The sequence below is a fragment of the Bifidobacterium sp. LH_730 genome (assembly GCF_056355835.1).
The window spans coordinates 88647-109923 of record NZ_JBKETB010000002.1; the positions used below are offsets into that span (position 1 = coordinate 88647).

The window sequence follows — 21277 nt, forward strand, 5'->3', positions numbered from 1 at the left end:
AGGTTCAGGTTCCGGCGTTGGAATAGTCGGGCGCCAAGTGCTGTGCCACTCCTGTCCACCCATATTGTTGAAGGTATTAGCAACAATCCAACCGGCACCGGGCCCATTCGACATGGTCACTTCGGCCTTCGGCGCAAGGAATGTGCCCGTCGCATTCGCAGCCCAATCAACACTCATAGCATTGGGCATGTTCCATATAACAGTGGAAGCATCGGCAAACGTTTCGGTGCTTTGCTTGCCATTGATACGGTACCGTTTAAATTGCAGCGAAGTTCCTGTATAGTTCAGAACCACCGTCTGGCTCTCTTTTTTGAGGATGTTCAAGCCGCCCTGATCGAGATGATCGTAAATCGACGTCACATCGACGTAATACGTACCATCGGACTTGTCACAGAAATCCAGCTCATAGTTGGTAGTCGTCTGATTGGCCGGCTGGCTGTTGGTGTTTGGCGTTGGCAATGACATGCCCGCCGCAAGCGAAGATTTTGTGGCAAGAGCCTGCGAACGCGCGGCAACGCCCTCAATCACACCTCGTACCCATGCTTGGATGCTGGCAACAGAGTGAGAGTACAGGTTCACCTTGGTACCAGCGAATCCATGCTCCTTGAGATTTTCTACCTTGGTTTCGTGCCCCTTACCCAGATAGAGGTCGGTTTCATATTCCTTGATTTTCAGAGGATTGTTGCCCTCGATGGCACCGACCACCCAAATCTGCCGGCCTAAACCGCTCAAATTGTCTCCAACTTGGTCACTGGGTTCAATGGTTCCGACGGCGGCGTTAGTTTGCGCCTCGCTCTGCAACCAACGGTTAGCTACGACATTGAAATACTTCGCGTCACCAAGAATTGAATCGTAGGTTTCATCACCCACATTGCCACCGAAAGTGATGTCAGTATATCCGGCTGCCTGGGACTCGGCCTCCAACGATTCCGTTTCCAAGGACTCCTCATCTCCGCCAGAAACCTCATCACCCGCAGGAATCTCATCGTTCCCAAGGCTGTCGCTGCCCGTTTCAGCTCCTGTGCCCCCAAGGACCTCATTGTCCCCGAGAGTATCGCCGCTCATTTCGGATCCCGTGAACTCGGAAATCACACCATCCGCGGAACTACTACCAGACAGCATCCTTTCTTCGGTTTCGATGGGCTGGCCGGTGGCCGGAGGAGAGGCCTCGATGGGCACCGTCGGTTCCTCGGCCATGGCAACCGGGGCCACGAGGCTGCCCAGCATGGTGGAGGCGACGATGCCTGCCACCACACGGGCCCAGATGGTTCGCGTGACTTTTGTGGAGTTGTCATTCGGCGCGCCCCTTGTGCGGGAGCTGCCACGATATTGTGCTGTGGTTCTACGCATTGTTCTCACCCTTTGTTGTGTCGGCGCGATGCCAGGCCGATGGTTTCGGCCAGCCCGCCCGTCCTCACCGACGGATGGGCATATGGAGACGCATCATCGAGCCGCCATGGTTCCACGCTATCCCCGGGCGAACAGGGCCGTGCCGCCAGCGCATGGAACGCAATCCTCGATCATCCAAATGTACGAGGGACACAGCGAAATCTCGCAAAACCAAACATTGTCAGGATCATCCAAACAAAAGCGAACATCCCCACGTCCTCACGAACACGTCAGGGAAACATGACACAGCCCCCAAGAGCGGGAGGGCTTATTCATCCACACCGGGTTTCAACGAAAAAGTCGCCTCGGTGCGCGCCGCATGAATCGCGTCAAGGATCTCGCGACGCCGACGCCGCGCGATTGGCACATGGTCTCCCGTCGTCAGCAGCACATCCTCGGTGCCCACCGACTGCACATAGAGCACATTCACCCAGAAACTGCGATGCACCTGCACGAAACCGCTGGCGACCGACAGCCCCGCGCGCACGGCAAGCCGCGCGAAACCCTCGTGCACGCGAAGCGTCCGGTCGGCCAGCCGGATGAGGCAATCCTGCCTCTTCGCTTCGATGAAGACGATGTCGAACATCCGGAGCATATGTTGCGTTCCACCGATGTCCACGAATTCGATCTGATTGCGGTAATGCTTCTGCTGGCCCACCAGTTCGAGATACCGCATGGTTTTCTTGGCGTACGCGGAGGGAAAGTTTTCGCCTTCCAACACCTGCTCCATCGGATTCGACAAATGTGCATGAATCATACGCAGGCCATCGGATTCCTCGCGCCATACCGAGCTGACGCGTTGTTCGGAGGCGAAGGTCATCCGTTCGGACGGATCGACGTATGCGCTGTATCTCCCGTCGACCACACGCATCGCGCCGGTTTTCGTGACCTGCCGGAAGTCGCAATCCGACATGACCATGCGTGGCATATGCGTGCAGTTGACCAGCACATCATGCTTGGAGAGGGCGAATTGGTCGGATTGGGCGCCAATGCCAACGAAGTCATCGGCAAGCGCCTCGGACAGCCACTCGACATCGCCTTGATAGAACGCCTTCATGAAGTGGAGCGTCATGGCCGGCGCGTCATAGGAATCAGTCAAAGCCGCCACAACGCATCTCCCCCGAACACGTGAATTCGATGACGACGATTACGTTATGCGCGCTCCTTTCGACGGCCAAATTCATGGCATGAACGTGGCGATTCTTGACATCAGTGGTTCACATGCGCGGGATATTCTGCGATCCACGCATACGTTGCTTCCCTCACGTCGCCATTCGCCGTCGCAAAACGGCAGTAAGCGCTGGCGAGCACCAGAGCAATCTTTGGCCGACGTCTCCGTCTCTTCCGTCAGCTGGGCAACCACCCTTCCCGGATGCCATCGGTTGGCTCGTCGGCGCGGGCGATGGCCTCAGCATTGCGTCGACCGGCCTCCTCAATGACGGCCTCATAGCCGGTGAGGGCGGCGAAGGGCATGAACTGGGCGGCGCGGTTGTGCCGACTCATCGGCGCATAGCGATGCGAGACATGATGCGGCAGCCCGAGCATGTCTCGGTATCGGTCGATCGGTTCGTCGGGCATCAGGCGAGATGACCTCCTATCTGCCGGTTGCGGTCCTGGCCAGTGGCGCCAGGCTCCATGTCCATTGCTTTGATGACCGCATTGCGGCCGAATTTGCGTTTGATGTCGAGAAGCGCCTGCTGAACATCCGCCTCGGAAGAATCCGAGCGCTTTCCCGAGCCCATCGAGGCATGGGAAGCATCACCACCCAACCGGCAGCACACACTAGTTCCACCAGCACCAGCACCAGCATATGCAGAGTCAGCCAGCCATCCCCCATTCGCATCAAGACCTGACGAACCTGCGTTCCCAGACTCCTCGTCGAAAAGATCGGGCTGTTCGTAGGCATGACCACCGAGCGCCACGCCGTCGGGAGCCGAGGCCGCGGACAGATCGTCGGCGATGACGGTGATGCGCCGCACCAGCAGCAGCGGATTGACATGCGCGTCGCACAGCGCGGCGAAGACCTGCCGGAACCGCGTGGACGACGAGGTGCGCACGCCCAGCCCGACCGACCCGGCCGCGGGCTTGGGCGTGCGCCGACCATACCGGTCCATGGACACCGGTCCGGCGTATTCGCGCGCGGCCCTGCGTGCCAAACGTCTGGTCCCCTCGTCGGTGCAGGCGTCGAGCTTATCCGCGTCGAGGCTCGCGATGTCATAGCCGACGGCCAGCGTGAGACGCCCGGCCACCAGTCCCTTGTCCACAAGGTCAAGGGACAGCGAATCGGCCATCTCCTTGACGATGAGTCGGGCTGTGTCGAAGTCTGCCGGCCCCGTGAGCACCTGCCCGGAGCTGATCGAATGCCCGTCCGGCCGATAGTCCTTGATATCCGCGATCGTCGTCGGCTCCCAGCCCCAGGCATGGTCGATCAACAGCTCCGCGTTGACGCCGAACATGCGGTGGAGCAGATCCTCATTGAGGAAGTCCGAGGCCCGCCCAAGCGAACATCGGGCGATGTCCCCCATCGTCAGCAGGCCCTTCGCCTCGAGCTTCCTCGCATATCCGCGCCCGACCCGCCAGAAATCGGTCAGCGGCCGATGCGCCCACAGCCGCTCCCGATAGGAACGCTCGTCGAGTTCGGCGACGCGCACGCCGTCCGCATCGGCGGGCTCGTGTTTGGCGAGGATATCCATCGCCACCTTGGCCAGATAGAGATTCGTGCCGATGCCGGCCGTGGCGGTCAGCCCGGTGCGGGCCACGATGTCACGCACGATGGCCCGCGCCATCTCATGCGCGCCCATGCCCCTGGCCTTGAGATAGCGCGTCGCGTCGATGAACACTTCGTCGATCGAATAGACATGGATGTCCTCGGGCGCCGCATACCTCAGATAGACGCCATAGACCTCGGCGCTCACCCGCATGTAATGCGCCATGCGCGGCGGGGCGATGACATAGGTCTCCTTGAGCCGAGGATTGCGCGCAAGATCGCGGGCATCGCAGGACCGGCCGACCAGCCGGTGCCCCGGCGCCTTGAGCCGCCTCATCTCATTGACCTGCCCCATCCGTTCGACCACCTCGAACAGCCGGGCTCGCCCACCGATGCCATGCGCCTTGAGCGAGGGCGAAACCGCCAGACAGATTGTTTTCTCCGTGCGCGACTCGTCGGCCACCACCAGATTCGTCGTCAGCGGATCCAGCCCGCGGTCCACGCATTCGACGGAGGCATAGAACGATTTCAGATCGATCGCGATATAGGCCCGCGCCCGACCGTCATCGGCCGCCCTTACCATCGTTCCACCTCCTCCATATATTCGAACATATGTCCTAATATCCATAGCATATCAAATATTTAGAACAGATGTTCTAACAGCGTGTCCCGCGCAATGGCGGCACGGATACGGCGAACCCCGCTGCCGAAGGGGACAGCGGGGTTCGGGGAAACGTTCAGACCACAGTCGCCATCAACCGGGACGACGACTCGGGATCCAAGGCGTCAGGCGGCCACCGGCGCGTTGACATCCTCGGGCAGGGCGGCCTTGGCGGCCTCCACGATGCCCTTGAAGGTCTCCGGATCGGAGACGGCGATCTCGGCGAGGGCGCGGCGATCCAGCTCGATGCCGGCCAGGCGCAGACCCTGGATGAAGCGGTTGTAGGTGATGCCCTCGGCGCGGACCGCGGCGTTGATGCGCTGGATCCACAGCTTGCGGAAGTCACCCTTGCGGGCCTTGCGGTCACGGAAGTTGTAGTTAAAGGAGTGGAACAGCTGCTCCTTGGCCTTGCGGTACAGACGGGAGCGCTGGCCGCGGTAGCCGGAGGCCCTCTCGAGAACGACGCGACGCTTCTTGTGGGCGTTCACTGCGCGCTTGACACGTGCCATAATCTATTTCCTCAGCTTTCTATTTCGTCTCTAAACTCGAACGGGCGCTCACTTGGCGAGCAGACGGTTCAGCTTCTTGGTCTGCGGCCCCGGGATGACGGCGTCGGCCTTGAGGGCGCGGCGTTTGCGGGCGGACTTGTGCTCGAGGTTGTGGCGCATGGCGGAGCCGACCTGCATCAGCTTGCCCGTGCCGGTGCGACGGACGCGCTTGGAAGCGGCGGAGTTACTTTTCATCTTGGGCATTGCTGCTCTCCTTGGTGTTGTTCTTCTGTTCGGAAGTCGTGTTGGCGACCTTCGCCTTGGCCTCGGCGGCGGCCGCGTTCTGGGCCTCCTGCTTGGCGGCGAGGCGCGCGGCCTGACGGGCCTGGCGCTCGGCGCGGGACTGATCGCCGCGGCGGCGCTGCTCGGACTGGGTGTGCACCTTCTTGCCCTTGGGCGCAAGCGTCATGATGATGTTGCGGCCATCCTGCTTGGGCTGGGACTCGATGGTGCCGTATTCCTCGACATCGGCCGCAAGGCGCTGCAGCAGCTCCACGCCGCCGATCGGGCGGGACTGCTCGCGGCCGCGCAGCATGATGGTGACCTTGACCTTGTCGCCACCGCTGAGGAAGCGGGTCACATGCCCCTTCTTCACCTCGAAGTCGTGGTCGTCGATCTTGAGGCGGAAGCGGATCTCCTTGATCTCGGCCGTGCTCTGATTGCGGCGGGCCTCGCGGGCCTTGATCTTCTCGTTGTACTTGAACTTGCCGTAATCGATGAGCTTGGCGACCGGAGGCTTCGCGTTGGGCGCCACCTCGACGAGATCGAGGTTCGCTTCCTTCGCCAGGTTGAGCGCGACCGTGGTCGCGATGACGCCGACCTGTTCGCCGTTCGGGCCGATCAGGCGCACCTGCGAGACGCGAATCTCGTCGTTAATGCGTGGTTCGTCGCTGATGATGACTCCAATCCTCGCTGTGTTCCTCACAGGGCCGCACCCATATGGATTCCATTCACAGCACCGGATTCATGGCATGCCAAAAGTCCGCGTCATATTGACGCCGCTTTCGACGGACACCTTGCGTGTCATACCAGCCTTCGTTTCGCCACAATCGGCGGAAACAGGCCATGCCTTGAACCCGAGGCCTTGAAAGGCTTCCAGGTGGGGTTGCCCCGCTTTCTATTTCGCAATAGCAAAGAGCTATATTACCACGCCCCCGGACAAAAACAGGCAAAACGGACAAACCTTGTCTCTCGCACTACTGCAGCGCGTCGAGCAAGCCACCGATTCCCTGCTTACGAAGGATGTCCCGATATGGTCCCGCCTGCTCGGCGATGATATTGTCGATGGCCTTCATGCCGAGCACCTCGACGGGCGCATGGTCGTCGGTGAGCACGGCGGACCCGTCGAAGCCGTCGTCGCCCGGCGCGGGCACGGTGTTGGCTCGCGACGCCACACCGGCCATGAAATCAGCGAGCTCGACATCGCCGGTGCGCGCGAGGGTCGTGTGTTCCAGATGCGCGATGCGTTCGGACAACTCGCTGACGCCGCGATCCCCCTTGCCATCGGCAACGCTCGGCGCCATCGCGAACAGCTCGCGGTTCGTATTGCCACCCACATCGGCCGTCGCCACGGCACCCGTCGAGTCATCACGGTTGAACACCGAGGAAATCGTCGACTCCAGCGCCTCGTTGATCGAATCCTCGCCGTCGGAGATCATATTCATATTGACCACCATCACGCCGCCGGGATTGAGATGAGAGCGTACCTGTTCGAAGAACTCCGTCGAACTCATCTGGAACGGAATCGTGATGTCCTGATAGGCGTCGACCATGATCACGTCATAGCGATCCTGGGAGGCGGACAGCCACGCGCGCCCGTCGTAGGTCGACACCGGCACGTCGGCCGGTTCGCCGAAATACTCCCCCGCCAGCTTGGTGATCTTCGCGTCGATCTCGACGCCCGTGACCTCCATGTCAGGGTAGTATCGCCGCAATTGCCGCGCATAGGTGCCGGTGCCCATGCCGAGGATCAGCGCGGAATCGGCGTGCTCGGCCAGCGCCGGCGCCGCGAGCGCGGTGTCGTAGTACATTCCCGTCAGGCCGTCGGATTTCATCGTGACGGACTGCACGCCGAAGAGCACATTGGTCGACAGAATCGTGCGGTCCGAAAGGTTCTTGACCTGCAGGTAGTTGTAGATCGATTCGCCTTCGTAGGCAAGCGCGTCGCCGCGCTCCCAGAACGCGAAGCCGGTGAGCGGCGACAGGCAGCTCGTGGCGGCGAAGACCACGACGGAGGCCACGCAGGCCAGACGCCGGGCCTTGAGCGAGACGAAGTAGACGATCGGGATGGCCAGCAGCACGCCGGAGAAGATCAGGAAGGTCACGAAGGTGCCGACGGCCGGGATGGTCACGAAAGTCGGCAGGAAGGTGCCGAGGATCGAGCCGATCGTGTTGCAGGCGGAAAGCCGGCCGACCACGGAGGCGTTGTCGTCGAGCGAATCGGTGGCGAATTTGTTGAGGCCGGCGGTCACGGTGCCCAGCAGGAACAGCGGCGGCACGAAGACGATCATGCAGGAGACGAAGGCCGCGACGACGAGGAAATTCGTCGACACGGTGACGATGAGCAGACCCGATATCGCCAGGATCACGAATTTGCCGACGAGCGGGATCAGCGCGATCCACACGGCCGCGCCCATGATGCGCAGATAGAGCTTGTCCGGGTTGGGGTCCCGGTCGGCCCATCGCCCGCCGAAGACGGCGCCCAGGGCCAGCGCGATCATGATGGTGCCGATGATGATGGTCCACACGATCTGCGAGCTGGAGAAATACGGCGCCAACAGGCGGGAAGCGCCGAGTTCGGCGGCCATGACGGCCATGCCGGAGAAGAATTCGGTGATATAGAGGAAGATCTTCGATTTGAGGATCGGCCGTTCACTGGCCTGGGTTTTGACTGCCATCGCCTTCCTTCCATCTGCATGCGTTCGCTGGCATCGTTCGGCGATCCGTCAATGCGCCGGCCATGGCACCAGACTAGCAGCGCGGATTTCCGTAGGCAGCTACACTAGGCAGCCATGGACAAGGTATGCGTGGTGTTCGGCGCGGGGGAATATTACGATGAGACGCCGGCTGTGCCGGCTGGCGCGTTCGTGGTGGCCGCGGATGGAGGGCTCGACCATACCCGGGCGCTGGGCGTCGAACCGGATGTGGTGGTGGGGGATTTCGATTCGCTGGCGGGCGCGCCGCCGAAAGCTCCCCGCACCGTCGTGCTGCCGCCGTTGAAGGATGACCCGGATATGCTTTCGGCGCTCAAGATCGGCTGGACGTCCGGCTGCCGCGCATTCCATATATACGGCGGGCTCGGCGGGCGGATCGACCACACGCTGGCGAATGTCGCGCTGCTGGCGAAGGTCGCCTCGGTCGGCGGCGTCGCATTCCTGCATGGCGATGGGCAGATCGTCACGGCCATCACGGATGGCGCGCTGCATTTCGCCGCGCACGACCCGCGCCCGGGGGCAATGGTTTCGGTGTTCTCCCACACGGACGTCTCGCGCGGGGTGAACGAGCCGGGCCTCAAATACGAGTTGCGCGACGGCGAGCTGCCCGCGACATCCGCCCAAGGCGTAAGCAATGAGTTCCTGCCCGGCCGGCCGGCGACGATTTCGGTGAGCGATGGCACGCTGGTCGTCGTCTTCCCCGCCGATGTTCCCCTCCCCTCGATTGAGCGCTTCCATGCCTTCGAGGGAGATCTGGGACCTTTGGACACTGAGGTCTCCTCCCTGCTGGTGCGCGAGGAGACCGCGGAGCCCATCTGACCGAGCGGTTCACCGGTGCTCCGCGGATATGTGCTCTGGCCGCGCCGAAGACGCCGCGCCGACCGCACAAGTTCCATGTGAGCGCTCACATCCTTGCAAGACACACCCCGCCCGACGTTGGCGAACGTACAGCCGGGGCACTAGACTGGGCCACGTTGCACAAACACCGGCCGAGGCGCGCCGTGCGGGCCCAGGCCTATCCCCAAGGGAGAATCACATGACAGTTAAGATTGGTATCAACGGCTTCGGCCGCATCGGCCGCCTCGCCTTCCGCCGCATCTTCGAGCTGCAGGCTCGCGGCGGCCAGGCCGGTGAGATCGAGGTCGCCGCCATCAACGACCTGACCTCGCCCGCCGCCCTCGCCTACCTGCTCAAGTATGACTCCAGCCACGGCACCTTCAAGCATGACGACGGCACCCCGGTCGACGTGAAGGCCACCGAGGACGCCATCGTCGTCGACGGCAAGGAATACAAGGTCTACGCCGAGAAGGACGCCAACAACATCCCGTGGGTCAAGAACGACGGCGTCGAGTATGTGCTCGAGTGCACCGGCTTCTACACCTCCGCCGAGAAGTCCCAGGCCCACATCAACGCCGGCGCCAAGAAGGTCCTCATCTCCGCCCCGGCCAAGGACGCCACCACCCCGACCGTCGTGTTCGGCGTGAACCATGAGATCCTCAAGGCCGACGACGTGATCGTCTCCGCCGGTTCCTGCACCACCAACTCCATGGCCGCCATGGTCAAGCTGCTCAACGACAAGTGGGGCATCAAGGCCGGCTTCATGACCACCATCCACGCCTACACCGGCACTCAGATGATCCTGGACGGCCCGCGTGGCACCAAGTCCGGCCGCGACCTGCGCGCCGCCGGCGTCAACACCATCGCCCACTCCACCGGCGCCGCCAAGGCCATCGGCAAGGTCGTCCCGGAGGTCAACGGCAAGATGCAGGGCCATGCCCAGCGCGTGCAGGTGCCGGACGGCTCCGTCACCGAGCTGACCACCGTGCTCAACACCGAGACCACCGCCGACGAGATCAACGAGGCCTTCAAGGCCGCGTTCGCCGACTGCGAGTACTACGGCTACAACGATGAGGGCATCGTCTCCGGCGACATCATCGGCGACACCCACGGCGGCGTCTTCGATCCGACCCAGACCGACGTCAACACCGTTGACGGCGTGACCCTGGCCCGCACCGTGTCCTTCTACGACAACGAGTACGGCTTCACCTCCAACATGATCCGCACCCTGCTCTACTTCGCCGAGATCTCCGAGTGAGACCGTCGCGTCTGAGCGCGAATCACTGAACGAAACCCCCGCCCCGCGCGGGGGTTTCTTCGTAGTAGAACGGATGCCATGGGCAAGAAGAAGCATGACAAGGGCGCGGGATCCACGCCGGCGACCGTCGAGTTGGAGCGCGCCGGGGTCGGGTTCCGGACCTACGAATACGAGCATTCGAACGATCATATGGATGACGGATACGGTTTGGAGGCCGCGCGCAAGCTCGGCTTCGACGAGCGGCAGGTGTTCAAGACGCTGATGGCCGATGTGGGCGACGAGCGTGTGGTGGGCGTGGTGCCGGTGAGCGGGCATATGGATCTGAAGGCCTTGGCCGCGGCGGTCGGGGCGAAAAAGGCGACGATGGCCGATCCGAAGGTCGCCATGCGCGAGTCCGGCTATGTGGTCGGCGGCATCTCGCCGCTCGGCGAACGCACGCGGCACAAGACGGTGCTCGACGCCTCCGCGATGGAACACGACGAGATATTGGTCTCCGGCGGCAAACGCGGGTTCTCAGTCGGACTGGCCCCGGCCGATCTGGTGGCCGTCCTCGACGCGATCGTCGCGCCGATCGGAACGTGGTGACGCTTAGCGCAATCCCTTGGGCAACACGAAATGCATGGTCTCCCTCACCGTTTCGACCGAGGAGATCTCGACGAAGCCAAGCCCTTGGAGCGCCTCGACGACGCCGGTGACCAAGGAGTCCGGCACGGAGGCGCCCGAGGAGACACCCACGGCCTTCACGCCGTCGAACCACGCGGGGTCCATCTCGGTGGCGTCGTCCACGCGATGCGCGGCGCCCCGGTCCCCGAGCGCCTCTTGGGCGACCTCGACGAGGCGCACGGAATTCGAGGAATTCGCCGAGCCGACGATGACGACGGCGTCCGAGCGTTCGGCGACGAGCTTGACGGCCGTCTGCCGGTTCGAGGTGGCATAGCAGATATCGGAGGCCGGAGGCTCCTCGATCCACGGAAAACGTGCTTTGAGCGCGTCGATGACATCGGCGGTCTCATCGACGCTCAGCGTGGTCTGCGTCAGCAGGATGAGCTTGGTGCCGGGAACGAAACGCAGCCCGGCCACGTCCTCGGCGCGTTCGATCAGATGGACATGGTCCGGGGCCTCCCCCACGACGCCGACGGCCTCGTCGTGCCCCCTGTGCCCGATGTAGACGATCTCATATCCGCTCCGGGCGAAACGCTGCACCTCGCGATGGACCTTGCTCACCAGCGGGCAGGTGGCGTCCACGACGTTGAGTCCGCGCGCCGCGGCCTCGGCCGCGACGGCCGGCGCCACGCCGTGCGCGGAGAAGACGACCGGAACGCCGACGGCCGCGGCCTCGTCGGGAATCTCGGACAGTTCCTCGACGAAGACGGCGCCACGCGCGGCCAGTTCCTCGACGACATGGCGGTTGTGGACGATCTGCCGGCGCACGTATACCGGCGGCAGCCCGTCGGGCCGGGGCGCGCCCGCGGTCTTGAGGATGGTGTCCACCGTCTCGATGGCCCGGTCCACGCCGGCGCAGAAACCGCGCGGATCGGCCAATATGATGCGCTTGGTCATGCGTTCCCTTCCGATCGATGTTCCGAACCACCAGTCTAACGGCTGACGCGCCCGGGGATCGAAGCGCGGTAGACTGTATGTGTTAGCGGTAACATCCGTTACCGGACCAGCACACACATGGGAGTGAAGCATTATGGCATGCAAGAACCTGCCGCCGCGCACCGGCCAGCAGTACACCATCCGCCACGGCGACTGGGAGGCCGTCATCACCGAGCTCGGCGCGACCATGCGCAAGGTGACCTATCAGGGCAAGAACGTGATCGTCCCGCTCGGCCCCGACGATCCGATCACCTGCTGCCACGGCCAGCTGCTGGTCCCGTTCCCGAACCGCATCCCCGCCGGCACCTACACCTTCGAGGGCAAGACCTACGAACTGCCGATCGACGAGCATGACCGCAACACCGCCATCCACGGCTACGGCTATCGCTCCTATTGGCATCTTGAGTCGCTGACCGAGGATTCGGTCACGCAGTCCTGGCGCGTGCCGAATATGAACGGCTATCCCTTCGACGTGATCGTCACGGCCACGCACACCGTCACCGACGAAGGACTGAAGATCACGGTAAGCGCCTACAACAACGGCGACGCGAACGCGCCGTGGGCCCTGGCAATCCACCCATGGCTCGACAACGGCTTCAACGGCTACGGCGACGAAATCGACGGACACAACGCGCAGTGCAAGCTGACCGTGCCCGCCGACACGCATGTCACCGTGGACGACAACCTCATCCCGACTGGCACCGAGCCGGTGAAGGGCACCAAGTACGACTTCAACGCCGGCGCCCTGCTGACCGAGCAGCCCTTCGACGACGCCTGGACCGATGTGCGCCACGAGGCCGACGGCACCGTGGCCGCCACCTTCGAGCGTCCCGACGGCCTCACGATCACGGTCGGCGGCGACGAGACGGTCACCTCCTTCCAGGTGTGCACCGGCACCAAGTTCCCGGCGTTCATGCACCCGGCGGGCACGGCCGTCGAACCGCAGACCGCCTATGCCAACGCCTTCAACACCGGCAAGGACCTCATCGTCATCAAGCCGGGCGAGACCAGCACGACCAAGCTGTTCATCTCCGCCGAGCAGCGCTGAGCCGGGCCGAACCAAGCCCGTGTCCGTGAGGCGGCCCGGTGCAACGGCCGCCTCACGGACACGGGCTGGACGCAAGTCGGGCGGGTGTGCGATAATCCCGTAGGCTTATTAATCGTAAGTAAAGGAGTCCATCATGGGCATGCGCGGACGTAAGCGCAAGGATCGTCGTAAGAAGGCCGCCAACCACGGCAAGCGCCCCAACGCCTGATCCTTGACGTCATAGAGACGTGGGAAGGCCCGCTGAGCTCATGCTTGGCGGGCCTTCGTTTGTTCCGTGTCATCGCATTCCGTCGGCCGATGCCTCGACCGCCTCGTTCAACCGCGGTTCTGGGCGCAGCAATCGTCGAGGCAGGCGCGCAGACGACTGAGCAGACACTCGGGGGCCTGGTCGGGGCGCAGATAGGCCCGCAGCGCGGCGATCATCGCCTGTTCGCGCCTGGAACAGCAGACGGACGGGTCGAAGCAGTCGCCGGCGTCCGCGGCGTCATGCCGATCCTGCCGGATGACCGCATGAATCGTGCGATCGGCGCGGCATGATCCGGGGTCCTCGAGTTCGTTCGAGGCCTCGCGCAGCCCGGAGACATGCTCGGTGACATGCACATCGGCGCGGCTGACGCCGTCGGCCGACCGCCGCGTGACCGTGACATGCCGTTCGATCATCCCGTTCATCGCCGACCTTCGCCTTTCGTCGTGGCGCGGCCTTCGCCGCGTCCTCTTTCCTCTCCATTATGACCGTTCGCCGCGCCGTCCGCACGCGCCTTCGCCTGCGATTGCGCGGAAGGTGAACCACCGTATCCCAGCTCCCTCGCATAGGCCGCCAACTCGCGCTTCAGCTGGGCGCGGGCGCGGTTGAGCCGGCTCATCACGGTGCCGATCTTGACGCCCTGCTCCTCGGCGACCTGACGATACGACTTGCCGTCGATGGCCGTGTCGATGAAGACCTGCCTGCGCTCCGGGCTCAGCCGACCGAGAGCCTTCATGATCTCCTCGGGGGCGAAGGCGTCGAGATATTCGTCCTCCGCCGATTTAAGCCCCTCCCCCGTGTGCTCGGAAGCGGCGTAGATGTCCCAGTCGTCGTATTCGCCCGAACCATCGTTGGCCCGCTGCGGACGGCGCTTGGCCTTCGCCCACTGGTTGAAATACGCGTTGCGTTCGATCGTGGTCATCCACGCCTCGAAGTTGGTGCCGGGCTTGAAGGAATCGAAGGCCTTGAATCCGCGCTCGAAGGTGTCCTGCACGAGATCCTGCGCGTCGTCCGGGTCGTTGGTCAGCCTCATGGCCTGCCGGTAGAGCGCGTCGACGGCGGGCATGGCGAGGCTTTCGAAACGCGCGCGGCGCTCCGCCATCGTCTCCTTGCCTGCCTCGGTCACGGTCCCCCATGCTAGCGGAAAGCACGGATGCGCGTCGATATATGCACGATATACGCATATATCCGTCCCTTTCGCGACGGTCGCGAAAGGTAGAATGGACGGCGGTCTTCAGACGGACCGGATAAGAGGAGGAACACGGGGCATGTCACTGACGCTCGCATCGGCCGCGCGGCTGCTCGAAAGGCACCATCTGCTGCGGGAGATCATCGACGGCGACACCTGGACGCTGCGTCCGGAGCGCATCGCAGACGCCGACAAGCCCTTCGCCGACATCACCTACGACACACGCGCCATCATCCCCGGAACGCTGCTGTTCTGCAAGGGCCGGTTCCGCCCCGAATATCTCGACGGCGCCGACGACAAGGGACTGGCCGCCTATGTCGCCGAAACCGACCTCTCCGAGCGCACGGGAGCCCCCGGCCTGATCGTCCACGATGTGCGCCGCGCGATGGCGCTGCTCGCCGCCGAATTCCACGGCCGCCCGCAGGACCAGCTCACGCTCGTCGGCATCACCGGCACCAAGGGCAAGACCACCACCGCATACTTCACGCAGGCGATTCTCAGCGCCCACTCGGGCGGGCGCTGCGCGCTGCTCTCGTCCGTCGACAACTGCGTGGACGGACGAACATGGGTCGAATCCGAACTGACCACCCCCGAATCCCTCGACCTGTTCCGCCTCATGCGCCAGGCCGTCGACAACGGCATGGAATACTTGGTCATGGAGGTCTCCTCGCAGGCCTACAAGGTCGAGCGCGTCGCCGGACTGACCTTCGACGTGGGCGCGTTCCTCAACATCTCCCCCGATCACATCAGCGCGATCGAGCATCCGACCTTCGAGGATTATCTCGATTGCAAGCGCCGGATCGTCGCCAACAGCCGCGCGCTGGTGCTGGGCGCCGACTGCGCGCATGGCGATCTGATCCGAGAGGACGCCGAGGACGCGGGCGTGCCGGTCGTCGCCTTCGCCGGGCCTGGTACCGGCACAGGCACAGGCACGGACGCGGGCGCCGAAACCGGCGAAACCGCCGCCTTCACCGCCGCGGTTATCGACGAGCGCGCCTCCCGATATCATTTCGCCGAACACGGCCGCGCCCTCGCCGATGTGGAGCTGGAATTGGAGGGCGGGTTCAACGCCGCCAACGCCGCGGCCGCCATCGCCATCGCGCGCACGGCCGGCGTGCCCGCCGATTCGACCGCCTTCGCCGCGGTCGGGCAGGTGCGGATCTCGGGGCGCATGGAACGTTTCCAGGCGGGAGACATCACCGCCTACGTCGATTACGCGCACAACTACGCGAGCACGCGCACGCTGATGGAGTTCGTGCAGCGCAAATACGCCGGCCTGAACCCAAGGATCATCGTCGTCACCGGCTCGGTCGGCGACAAGGCCGTGGACCGGCGCGAGGGCATCATCCGCGGCGTCGAGAACGGCGCCGACCGCATCATCCTCACGCAGGAGGACACGGTGGGCGAATCGATGCTCGACATCTGCGAGGAGATGCGCGGTTATCTCAGCAATCCGCGCGTGACCTGCGATATCGAACTCGACCGCGCCAAGGCCATCGCGATGGCCGTCGACGACGCGCGCGAGCACGCGAGCGCCGACCATCCCGCCGTCATCCTCGTCATCGGCAAGGGCGAGGAGCGCTGGATCAAGATCGACGGCAAGCATGCGCCATACGAAGGCGACGACCATATCGTGCGCCGGCTGCTCGGACTGCCGCAGGCTGTCTGACGGTTCCATATTTTTCATATATTCCAACAGGCGTTCAACGTCGGGAAGGCATAGGCATGATCGCATTCGAAGGCATCACCCCGCAGCAGATGGAAGAGCGGGCCCAGGCGGCCGGCGTCGCGCTGCCGATCGAGCAGACCGCCGCGTGGGCGGCGTTCCAGGCGGATGTGACCGGCCGCACGCCGTGGGGCGCGCTGGCCGTCACCCGCGGCGGCGAGACGGTCGCGTTCCTGTCGCTGATTGACTATGAGACGCATGGATACCATTACCTGCGTTCGACGCACGGGCCGGTGTGGGTCGGCGACAGGCCGGACGCGGCGCTGGAACGCGAGTTCGTCGAGGCGCTCGTCGCCTATGTGAGGAAGCGCGACGGCAAGGTCGCGTTCCTTCGCATCGACCTGTGGGAGGAGACCGGCACGTTCCCGGTGCTTTCGACGGTGCCTTATGACGAGACCGTCGTCGTGTCCCTGGAGGGCGGAGACGACGAGATATTGGCGCGTATGAAGAAGCGCGGCCGCCGCGATGTGCGCAAGGCGCTGCGCGAAAGCCCGGCCGAGTGCGCGGAGGAGACCGCGCGCGCCGCCGAGGATTTCGCCGAGTATTACGACGTGATGGTCGAGACGGCGGCGCGCGACGGGTTCGCCCCCGCCCCGGCAAGCGATTACACGGATATGCTGCGCGCCCTGGGGCCGGAGCATGCGCGTCTGTTCGCCGCACGCATCGACGGACGCGTTGTCGCGTGGTCGATCGTCACCGTCAACGGGCCGCGCGCCGTGTATTACTACGCGTGCTCGGGCACCGAGGTGCGCCGCGAGCTGGTGCCCGACAAACTGCTCTATGCGATCTGCTGCGCGCTGTCGGCGGAGGGCTGCGAGGCGATCGATCTGATGGGCATCGGCAACGACTTCGCGCCCTCGCTCAAGTCGCTCAACACCTTCAAGACGAAGTTCGCCGAGGGGACCTCTCCCGTCGCGCCCGGACGCGACGTGCCTGTCAAGCGCGGGTTCTATGCGGCGCTGCGGACGGCGCAGAAGGTGCGGAAGGCGCTGCGGAAATAATTCTTTTATGCGCATGACATTACGTTTGCGCACACCGTTTTTTGCATACGTAATCTTGCGTTTTGTGGGGTGTCCGGCGGCCGGTCGGATACCCTATATTCGACACGCTCCGGGCCGCTCTGGCCAAGTCTTTACGGTCGGATACAGGGTATCCGACCGGCCGCCTCGTAAGATTCTCCGCTTCCGTTTTCTTTCTTTCCCGTCCCTTTTCCGTCGGCTCGGGATTCCCATATATAGTCGACGCGCCTTCCGCTGTAGTGGAGCGGAACGGAAGGGAACGTTTCGAGGTGGGGCGGCGGATATATTGTCTTGGACCGTAGGCTTGGCCGAACGGCCTTGAGTGTGTCCAAGGCAATATATCCGCCGCCCCACCGGACGCCCACGAAAACGCAACCTCACAAATACAACCCACTAGGCACTCAGCCAGGCACTTCCCGGCGCAACCATTCAGCGCCGCTCAGCATCCAATTTCTGAGAGACGACGGCCGTCACTCCGTCGGCGCGCATCGTGACGCCATAAAGCGCGTCGGCGATGGACATGGTGCGCTGCTGGTGGGTGATGATGATGAGCTGGGCGTGTTCGCGCAGCTGGTTGAAGGCGTTGATCAGGCGCGTCAGGTTCACGTCGTCGAGCGCTGCCTCCACCTCGTCCATCACGTAGAACGGGCTCGGACGCGCGGTGAAGATCGCGAAGAGCAGCGCCAACGCGGTCAGGCTTCGCTCGCCGCCGGAGAGCAGGCTCAGCTGCTTGACGCGCTTGCCCGCCGGGCTGGCTTCGACGATGACGCCGGTGGTCAGCATATCGTCCGGGTCCTCGAGGCGCAGGCGGCCACGGCCGCCGGGGAACAGCGTGCCGAACATCGTTTCGAAGGCGGCGGCCGTGTCATCGAAGGCGGAACGGAACACTTCGACCATCGTCGAGTCGAGGTCGCGGATCAATTGCATGAGGTCGTCGCGCGACTTGGCCACATCGGCGCGCTGGTCGTTCAGATACTTGTTGCGCTCCTGCAGCGCGTCGTATTCCTCGGTGGCCAGAGGGTTGACCTTTCCCAGGGCAGTGAGGTCGCGCTTCGCCTTCTCGAGGCGCTTGGTCTGTTCCTTGCGGTCGTAGGGCACGGTTTTGTATTGAGTCTCGGGAGATCCTTCGGCTCCGGCTTCGCCTTCGCTCAGGATGACAGTGGAGGGGCCGCTGTCATTCTGAGCGGAGGGCCGGAGGGCCGGAGTCGAAGAATCCTCCACCGGCACAGGTCGGCCGTCATCGTCGAGCACGGGCACCGGCACGTCGGGGCCGTAGTCGCGCACCAGTTCCTCCAATGCCATGCCAAGCTCGTCCTGCACGCGCTGGGTGAGCTGGCCATATTCGGCCGCAAGGCGTTCGCGATTCACATCGAGCGCATGTTCCCGTCCGTTGAGGTCGGTGACCTTCGGCTCGATGGCGTTGCGCTGCACGCGCAGCTCCTTGAGCTCCTTGTCGTGGCTGGAAGCGGCGGCCTGCAATTCCTCGCGCTTGGCGACCGTCTCGGCGATGCATCGCTCGACCATGGCGGTCACCTGCGTGGCGTCCGAAGCGATGGCCCGAAGACGTTCGGATTCGGCGCGATGCTTGGCGTTCAGGGCTTCGATGCGGGCGCGCCGTTCGACGGCCTCGCGCGCGTTGCCACGCAGCAGACCGGCTTGGCGGACCAGCGATTCGGCCTTGCGGCTGGCCTCGGTCCAGGCGATCTTCGCGGCCACCTCGTGCTCACGGCCTAGGGACAGCGCGGATTCCAGCTCGCGTTCGCGTTTGGTCAGCTCCTCGGGGTCGGCATGCGCGTCAGTGGCTTGTTCGGCGGATTCCAATGCCTGACGGAGATCCTCGAGCTTGTCTCGATGGGATTGTCCCTCGTCGCCGGAGGCTGCGATGCGCTCGTCAAGGCTTGCGATCTGACGATCAAGACTTGTCACGCGTGCCTCGGCATCCTTCAGGGATTTGGCGGCTTGTTCGGCTTTGAGTCGGGCCTCGGTGCGACGTGTGGATTCAGTGTCGACGGCACGGCTGGCCTCGTCGCGCGCCGCTTTGGCGGCCTCGACCTCGGCCTCGACGCCCTGCGCTTCCTGTTCGAGAGATTTGACCTGGGCCAGAGCCTTGTCTCGGCGGGCCGCCAAGGACAGGTCGCTTTGCGACAGCGAGGAACCGCCGACCGCGGCCACACCCGCGGCGAAGACCTCGCCATCCTGCGTGACGGCGCGCGTGAACCGTCCAGAGGCGACGAACTGCTGCGCCTGCACTGCACCATCAACTGCGGCAGCCGTGCCTTCAAGCAACAGCCGCACGGCGTCGACGACGGCTCGGGCCCTTGTCTGGTCATCGGCGTCGGGATTCGGCGAGACAAGAGCGGCCAGCGAATCCTCTCCCCCGATGGCTCTGCGCGCGCCGCCACCTACACCGGCCATATCAGCCGCGAGCACAACGGCTTTGCCGAGCTTGTCTGTTTTGGCGGTTTCCAGGGCGCGCAGCATATTGGCCTCGCCCGGCACGACCAGCGCGCCGGCGAACTGGTCGAGGGCGTGCGCGACGGCCTCCTCCCAGCCGTCGGCGACGCGGATGAAGTCGGTCAGCCGGCCCAAGGCTCCGACGGTTTCGTCCGAGGCCAGCGAACCGGAGGCGTTGCGGCTTTCCAAGGTGTCGTTCAGGGCGTCGGCCTTGGCCTTCAGCGAGATGATCTTCGATTGCAGGTCGCGCTGACGGTCCAGCAGCGCGTTCAGTCCTTCGCGCCGTTCGGTCAGCAGGGCGCGCGCCTCGTCAAGCGATTTACCCCCGTCATCGTCAACGGCCTCGGCTTCGGCAGTCAATCGTTCCAACTGCGCCGCGGCTTCCTTGCGATTGGCATCCAAACCCTCGCGTTGCGCGGCGAAGTCCTTGGCCCGGGTGTCGGCCAGCTCGACGGCGGATTCCTCGCGCGCGATGAGCTCGCGCAGCTTGGCGATCCGGGCGTCGCGTTCGGCGGCGGTTTTGCGCAGTTCGGTCAGCGTCTGGCGGATCGAAGCAAGTCGGCGCTCGTCATCGGCGCGGGTCTCGGTGGCCTTATCGAGCGCCAGTCGCGCATCGTCCACGGTTTTCGCCTGAGCTTGGGCCTGCTCCTCGAGCTCGTCGGCGCGTTTGGTAAGGATATCCGGATCCTCGCCCATATTCGTAACGATCTGCCCGAGCAGCGAACGCCCGCGTTCCTCGGCGAGCGCGCCAAGCGAGGCGAGCCGTTCGCGGATCTGCGTCAGGGAACGCCATGTCTGGTTGACCCGGTCGATGGCCGGGCTGGACTCGGCCCCCAGCGCCTCGACCTGTTCGATGCGCACCTTGACCTTGGCGAGCTCATGCTGCGCCTCGGACAATTGCCCGCGCACCTCAAGCAGTTCGGCGCGCACCTGGTCGCGCCGCCGCATCGCCGTGACCGCATCCTCGGCGTAGAGTCGCGCCTGCGCATCCCTCAGCGACACCTGTATCGAATCGGCCCGCCGGGACACACGCGCCTGCCGCCCGAGCGGCCCCAACTGACGGTGGATCTCCCCCAACAGATCGTCGAGACGCGACAGATTGGCCTCGGTATTGCTCAGCTTGCGCAACGCGCGTTCCTTGCGCTTGCGATGTTTCAATATGCCCGCAGCCTCCTCGATGAAGGCGCGGTGCCCCGACGGATCGGCCTTGAGGATCGCGTCGAGCCGGCCCTGCCCGACGATGACATGCATCTGCTGGCCCAGGCCCGTATCACTCAACAATTCCTGGATATCCAGCAGACGGCATTGCGAGCCGTTGATCGCGTATTCCGAGCCTCCGTTGCGGAATATCGTGCGCGATATCGTCACCTCGGTGTAGTCGATGTCGAGTGTGCGGTCGGTGTTGTCGATCGTCAGCGACACCTGCGCGCGCCCCAGCGGCGGACGCGAGGATGTGCCGGCGAAGATCACATCCTCCATCGACGTGCCCCTCAGGTTCTTCGCGCCCTGCTCGCCCATCACCCATGTCAGCGCGTCGACGATATTCGACTTGCCCGAGCCGTTGGGGCCGACGACGGCCGTGATGCCCGGCTCGAAGCGCAGCGTCGTCGACGAGGCGAAGGATTTGAAGCCCTTCAGGTCGAGTTCCTTCAGATACATGGCCTG

General features: G+C 64.0%; 18 protein-coding genes and 1 pseudogene. 7 read left to right on the forward strand and 12 right to left on the reverse strand.

Annotation, left to right across the window (positions count from 1 at the left end):
• Positions 1-60: 60 nt before the first annotated feature.
• The 8 genes and pseudogenes from AC1AUD_RS03110 to AC1AUD_RS03145 all read right to left on the reverse strand — a co-directional run.
• Positions 61-1350, reverse strand: a pseudogene (locus AC1AUD_RS03110) (collagen-binding domain-containing protein); the annotation flags it as partial.
• A gap of 307 nt (positions 1351-1657) precedes the next feature.
• Positions 1658-2497 (reverse strand): LytTR family transcriptional regulator DNA-binding domain-containing protein, encoded by an 840-nt coding sequence (locus AC1AUD_RS03115; RefSeq protein WP_476571994.1) that lies wholly within the window; start codon positions 2495-2497, stop codon positions 1658-1660.
• Positions 2498-2736: 239 nt separating this feature from the next.
• A complete protein-coding gene (locus AC1AUD_RS03120; RefSeq protein WP_476571996.1) occupies positions 2737-2967 on the reverse strand; it encodes a hypothetical protein in 231 nt (76 codons plus the stop codon).
• On the reverse strand, positions 2967-4679 hold the full coding sequence (locus AC1AUD_RS03125; protein WP_476571997.1) for a Y-family DNA polymerase: 1713 nt from the start codon (positions 4677-4679) through the stop codon (positions 2967-2969). The genes AC1AUD_RS03120 and AC1AUD_RS03125 overlap by 1 nt, the downstream gene beginning before the upstream one ends.
• Positions 4680-4882: 203 nt before the next feature.
• Positions 4883-5266 carry a 50S ribosomal protein L20 gene (rplT, locus tag AC1AUD_RS03130; RefSeq protein ID WP_476571999.1) on the reverse strand — a complete coding sequence of 128 codons (384 nt, stop codon included), beginning with the start codon at positions 5264-5266 and terminating at the stop codon, positions 4883-4885.
• Between the two features lie 48 nt (positions 5267-5314).
• Positions 5315-5509, reverse strand: coding sequence for a 50S ribosomal protein L35 (gene rpmI / locus AC1AUD_RS03135; protein ID WP_476572000.1), 195 nt, complete (start codon positions 5507-5509; stop codon positions 5315-5317).
• Positions 5490-6230, reverse strand: coding sequence for a translation initiation factor IF-3 (gene infC, locus AC1AUD_RS03140; RefSeq protein ID WP_476572001.1), 741 nt, complete (start codon positions 6228-6230; stop codon positions 5490-5492). The genes rpmI and infC overlap by 20 nt, the downstream gene beginning before the upstream one ends.
• Positions 6231-6501: 271 nt before the next feature.
• A complete protein-coding gene (locus AC1AUD_RS03145) occupies positions 6502-8202 on the reverse strand; it encodes a spermidine synthase (protein ID WP_476572003.1) in 1701 nt (566 codons plus the stop codon).
• 114 nt (positions 8203-8316) lie between these two features.
• Here AC1AUD_RS03145 and AC1AUD_RS03150 point away from each other — a divergent pair, with 114 nt between their 5' ends.
• The 3 genes from AC1AUD_RS03150 (at position 8317) to ybaK (ending at position 10918) form a co-directional block, all read left to right on the forward strand.
• Positions 8317-9057 (forward strand): thiamine diphosphokinase, encoded by a 741-nt coding sequence (locus AC1AUD_RS03150; protein ID WP_476572004.1) that lies wholly within the window; start codon positions 8317-8319, stop codon positions 9055-9057.
• Between the two features lie 217 nt (positions 9058-9274).
• A complete protein-coding gene (gap, locus tag AC1AUD_RS03155) occupies positions 9275-10333 on the forward strand; it encodes a type I glyceraldehyde-3-phosphate dehydrogenase (protein ID WP_476572006.1) in 1059 nt (352 codons plus the stop codon).
• A gap of 78 nt (positions 10334-10411) precedes the next feature.
• Positions 10412-10918 carry a Cys-tRNA(Pro) deacylase gene (gene ybaK, locus AC1AUD_RS03160; protein ID WP_476572007.1) on the forward strand — a complete coding sequence of 169 codons (507 nt, stop codon included), beginning with the start codon at positions 10412-10414 and terminating at the stop codon, positions 10916-10918.
• A gap of 3 nt (positions 10919-10921) precedes the next feature.
• Here ybaK and AC1AUD_RS03165 read toward each other — a convergent pair whose 3' ends face one another.
• Entirely contained in the window at positions 10922-11893 is a 972-nt protein-coding gene (locus AC1AUD_RS03165; RefSeq protein ID WP_476572009.1) for a 4-hydroxy-3-methylbut-2-enyl diphosphate reductase, read from the reverse strand.
• A gap of 133 nt (positions 11894-12026) precedes the next feature.
• Between AC1AUD_RS03165 and AC1AUD_RS03170 the strand changes: the two genes are divergently transcribed.
• Together AC1AUD_RS03170 and AC1AUD_RS03175 are read left to right on the forward strand one after the other, a co-directional pair.
• Entirely contained in the window at positions 12027-12980 is a 954-nt protein-coding gene (locus AC1AUD_RS03170) for an aldose 1-epimerase family protein (RefSeq protein ID WP_476572010.1), read from the forward strand.
• 133 nt (positions 12981-13113) lie between these two features.
• Positions 13114-13188, forward strand: coding sequence for a 50S ribosomal protein bL37 (locus AC1AUD_RS03175; protein WP_003817083.1), 75 nt, complete (start codon positions 13114-13116; stop codon positions 13186-13188).
• A 107-nt stretch (positions 13189-13295) separates the two neighbouring features.
• Here AC1AUD_RS03175 and AC1AUD_RS03180 read toward each other — a convergent pair whose 3' ends face one another.
• Positions 13296-13649 carry a hypothetical protein gene (locus AC1AUD_RS03180; protein WP_476572011.1) on the reverse strand — a complete coding sequence of 118 codons (354 nt, stop codon included), beginning with the start codon at positions 13647-13649 and terminating at the stop codon, positions 13296-13298.
• Positions 13646-14326 (reverse strand): sigma-70 family RNA polymerase sigma factor, encoded by a 681-nt coding sequence (locus AC1AUD_RS03185; RefSeq protein WP_476572566.1) that lies wholly within the window; start codon positions 14324-14326, stop codon positions 13646-13648. Before AC1AUD_RS03185 ends, AC1AUD_RS03180 begins: the two co-directional genes overlap by 4 nt.
• A 166-nt stretch (positions 14327-14492) precedes the next feature.
• Between AC1AUD_RS03185 and AC1AUD_RS03190 the strand changes: the two genes are divergently transcribed.
• Positions 14493-16082 carry a UDP-N-acetylmuramoyl-L-alanyl-D-glutamate--2,6-diaminopimelate ligase gene (locus AC1AUD_RS03190; protein WP_476572013.1) on the forward strand — a complete coding sequence of 530 codons (1590 nt, stop codon included), beginning with the start codon at positions 14493-14495 and terminating at the stop codon, positions 16080-16082.
• A 56-nt stretch (positions 16083-16138) separates the two neighbouring features.
• The gene (locus AC1AUD_RS03195) at positions 16139-17140 is read left to right on the forward strand and encodes a lipid II:glycine glycyltransferase FemX (RefSeq protein WP_476572014.1); all 1002 of its coding nucleotides are present in this window, start codon (positions 16139-16141) and stop codon (positions 17138-17140) included.
• A gap of 447 nt (positions 17141-17587) precedes the next feature.
• On the opposite strand, the gene AC1AUD_RS03200 is transcribed toward AC1AUD_RS03195, so the two are convergent.
• Positions 17588-21271: an AAA family ATPase gene (locus AC1AUD_RS03200; protein ID WP_476572016.1), complete on the reverse strand. Its 3684-nt coding sequence runs from the start codon at positions 21269-21271 to the stop codon at positions 17588-17590.
• Between the last annotated feature and the right edge of the window lie 6 nt (positions 21272-21277).

Bases quoted from the DNA above. Each gene is read 5' to 3' on its own strand.
- rpmI (WP_476572000.1), bottom strand. From the start codon at position 5,509: ATGCCCAAGATGAAAAGTAACTCCGCCGCTTCCAAGCGCGTCCGTCGC.
- AC1AUD_RS03120 (WP_476571996.1), bottom strand. From the start codon at position 2,967: ATGCCCGACGAACCGATCGACCGATACCGAGACATGCTCGGGCTGCCG.
- AC1AUD_RS03150 (WP_476572004.1), top strand. From the start codon at position 8,317: ATGGACAAGGTATGCGTGGTGTTCGGCGCGGGGGAATATTACGATGAG.
- AC1AUD_RS03170 (WP_476572010.1), top strand. From the start codon at position 12,027: ATGGCATGCAAGAACCTGCCGCCGCGCACCGGCCAGCAGTACACCATC.
- AC1AUD_RS03125 (WP_476571997.1), bottom strand. From the start codon at position 4,679: ATGGTAAGGGCGGCCGATGACGGTCGGGCGCGGGCCTATATCGCGATC.
- AC1AUD_RS03195 (WP_476572014.1), top strand. From the start codon at position 16,139: ATGATCGCATTCGAAGGCATCACCCCGCAGCAGATGGAAGAGCGGGCC.
- rplT (WP_476571999.1), bottom strand. From the start codon at position 5,266: ATGGCACGTGTCAAGCGCGCAGTGAACGCCCACAAGAAGCGTCGCGTC.
- AC1AUD_RS03185 (WP_476572566.1), bottom strand. From the start codon at position 14,326: ATGGCGGAGCGCCGCGCGCGTTTCGAAAGCCTCGCCATGCCCGCCGTC.
- AC1AUD_RS03165 (WP_476572009.1), bottom strand. From the start codon at position 11,893: ATGACCAAGCGCATCATATTGGCCGATCCGCGCGGTTTCTGCGCCGGC.
- AC1AUD_RS03180 (WP_476572011.1), bottom strand. From the start codon at position 13,649: ATGAACGGGATGATCGAACGGCATGTCACGGTCACGCGGCGGTCGGCC.
- AC1AUD_RS03145 (WP_476572003.1), bottom strand. From the start codon at position 8,202: ATGGCAGTCAAAACCCAGGCCAGTGAACGGCCGATCCTCAAATCGAAG.
- ybaK (WP_476572007.1), top strand. From the start codon at position 10,412: ATGGGCAAGAAGAAGCATGACAAGGGCGCGGGATCCACGCCGGCGACC.
- gap (WP_476572006.1), top strand. From the start codon at position 9,275: ATGACAGTTAAGATTGGTATCAACGGCTTCGGCCGCATCGGCCGCCTC.
- AC1AUD_RS03200 (WP_476572016.1), bottom strand. From the start codon at position 21,271: ATGTATCTGAAGGAACTCGACCTGAAGGGCTTCAAATCCTTCGCCTCG.
- AC1AUD_RS03190 (WP_476572013.1), top strand. From the start codon at position 14,493: ATGTCACTGACGCTCGCATCGGCCGCGCGGCTGCTCGAAAGGCACCAT.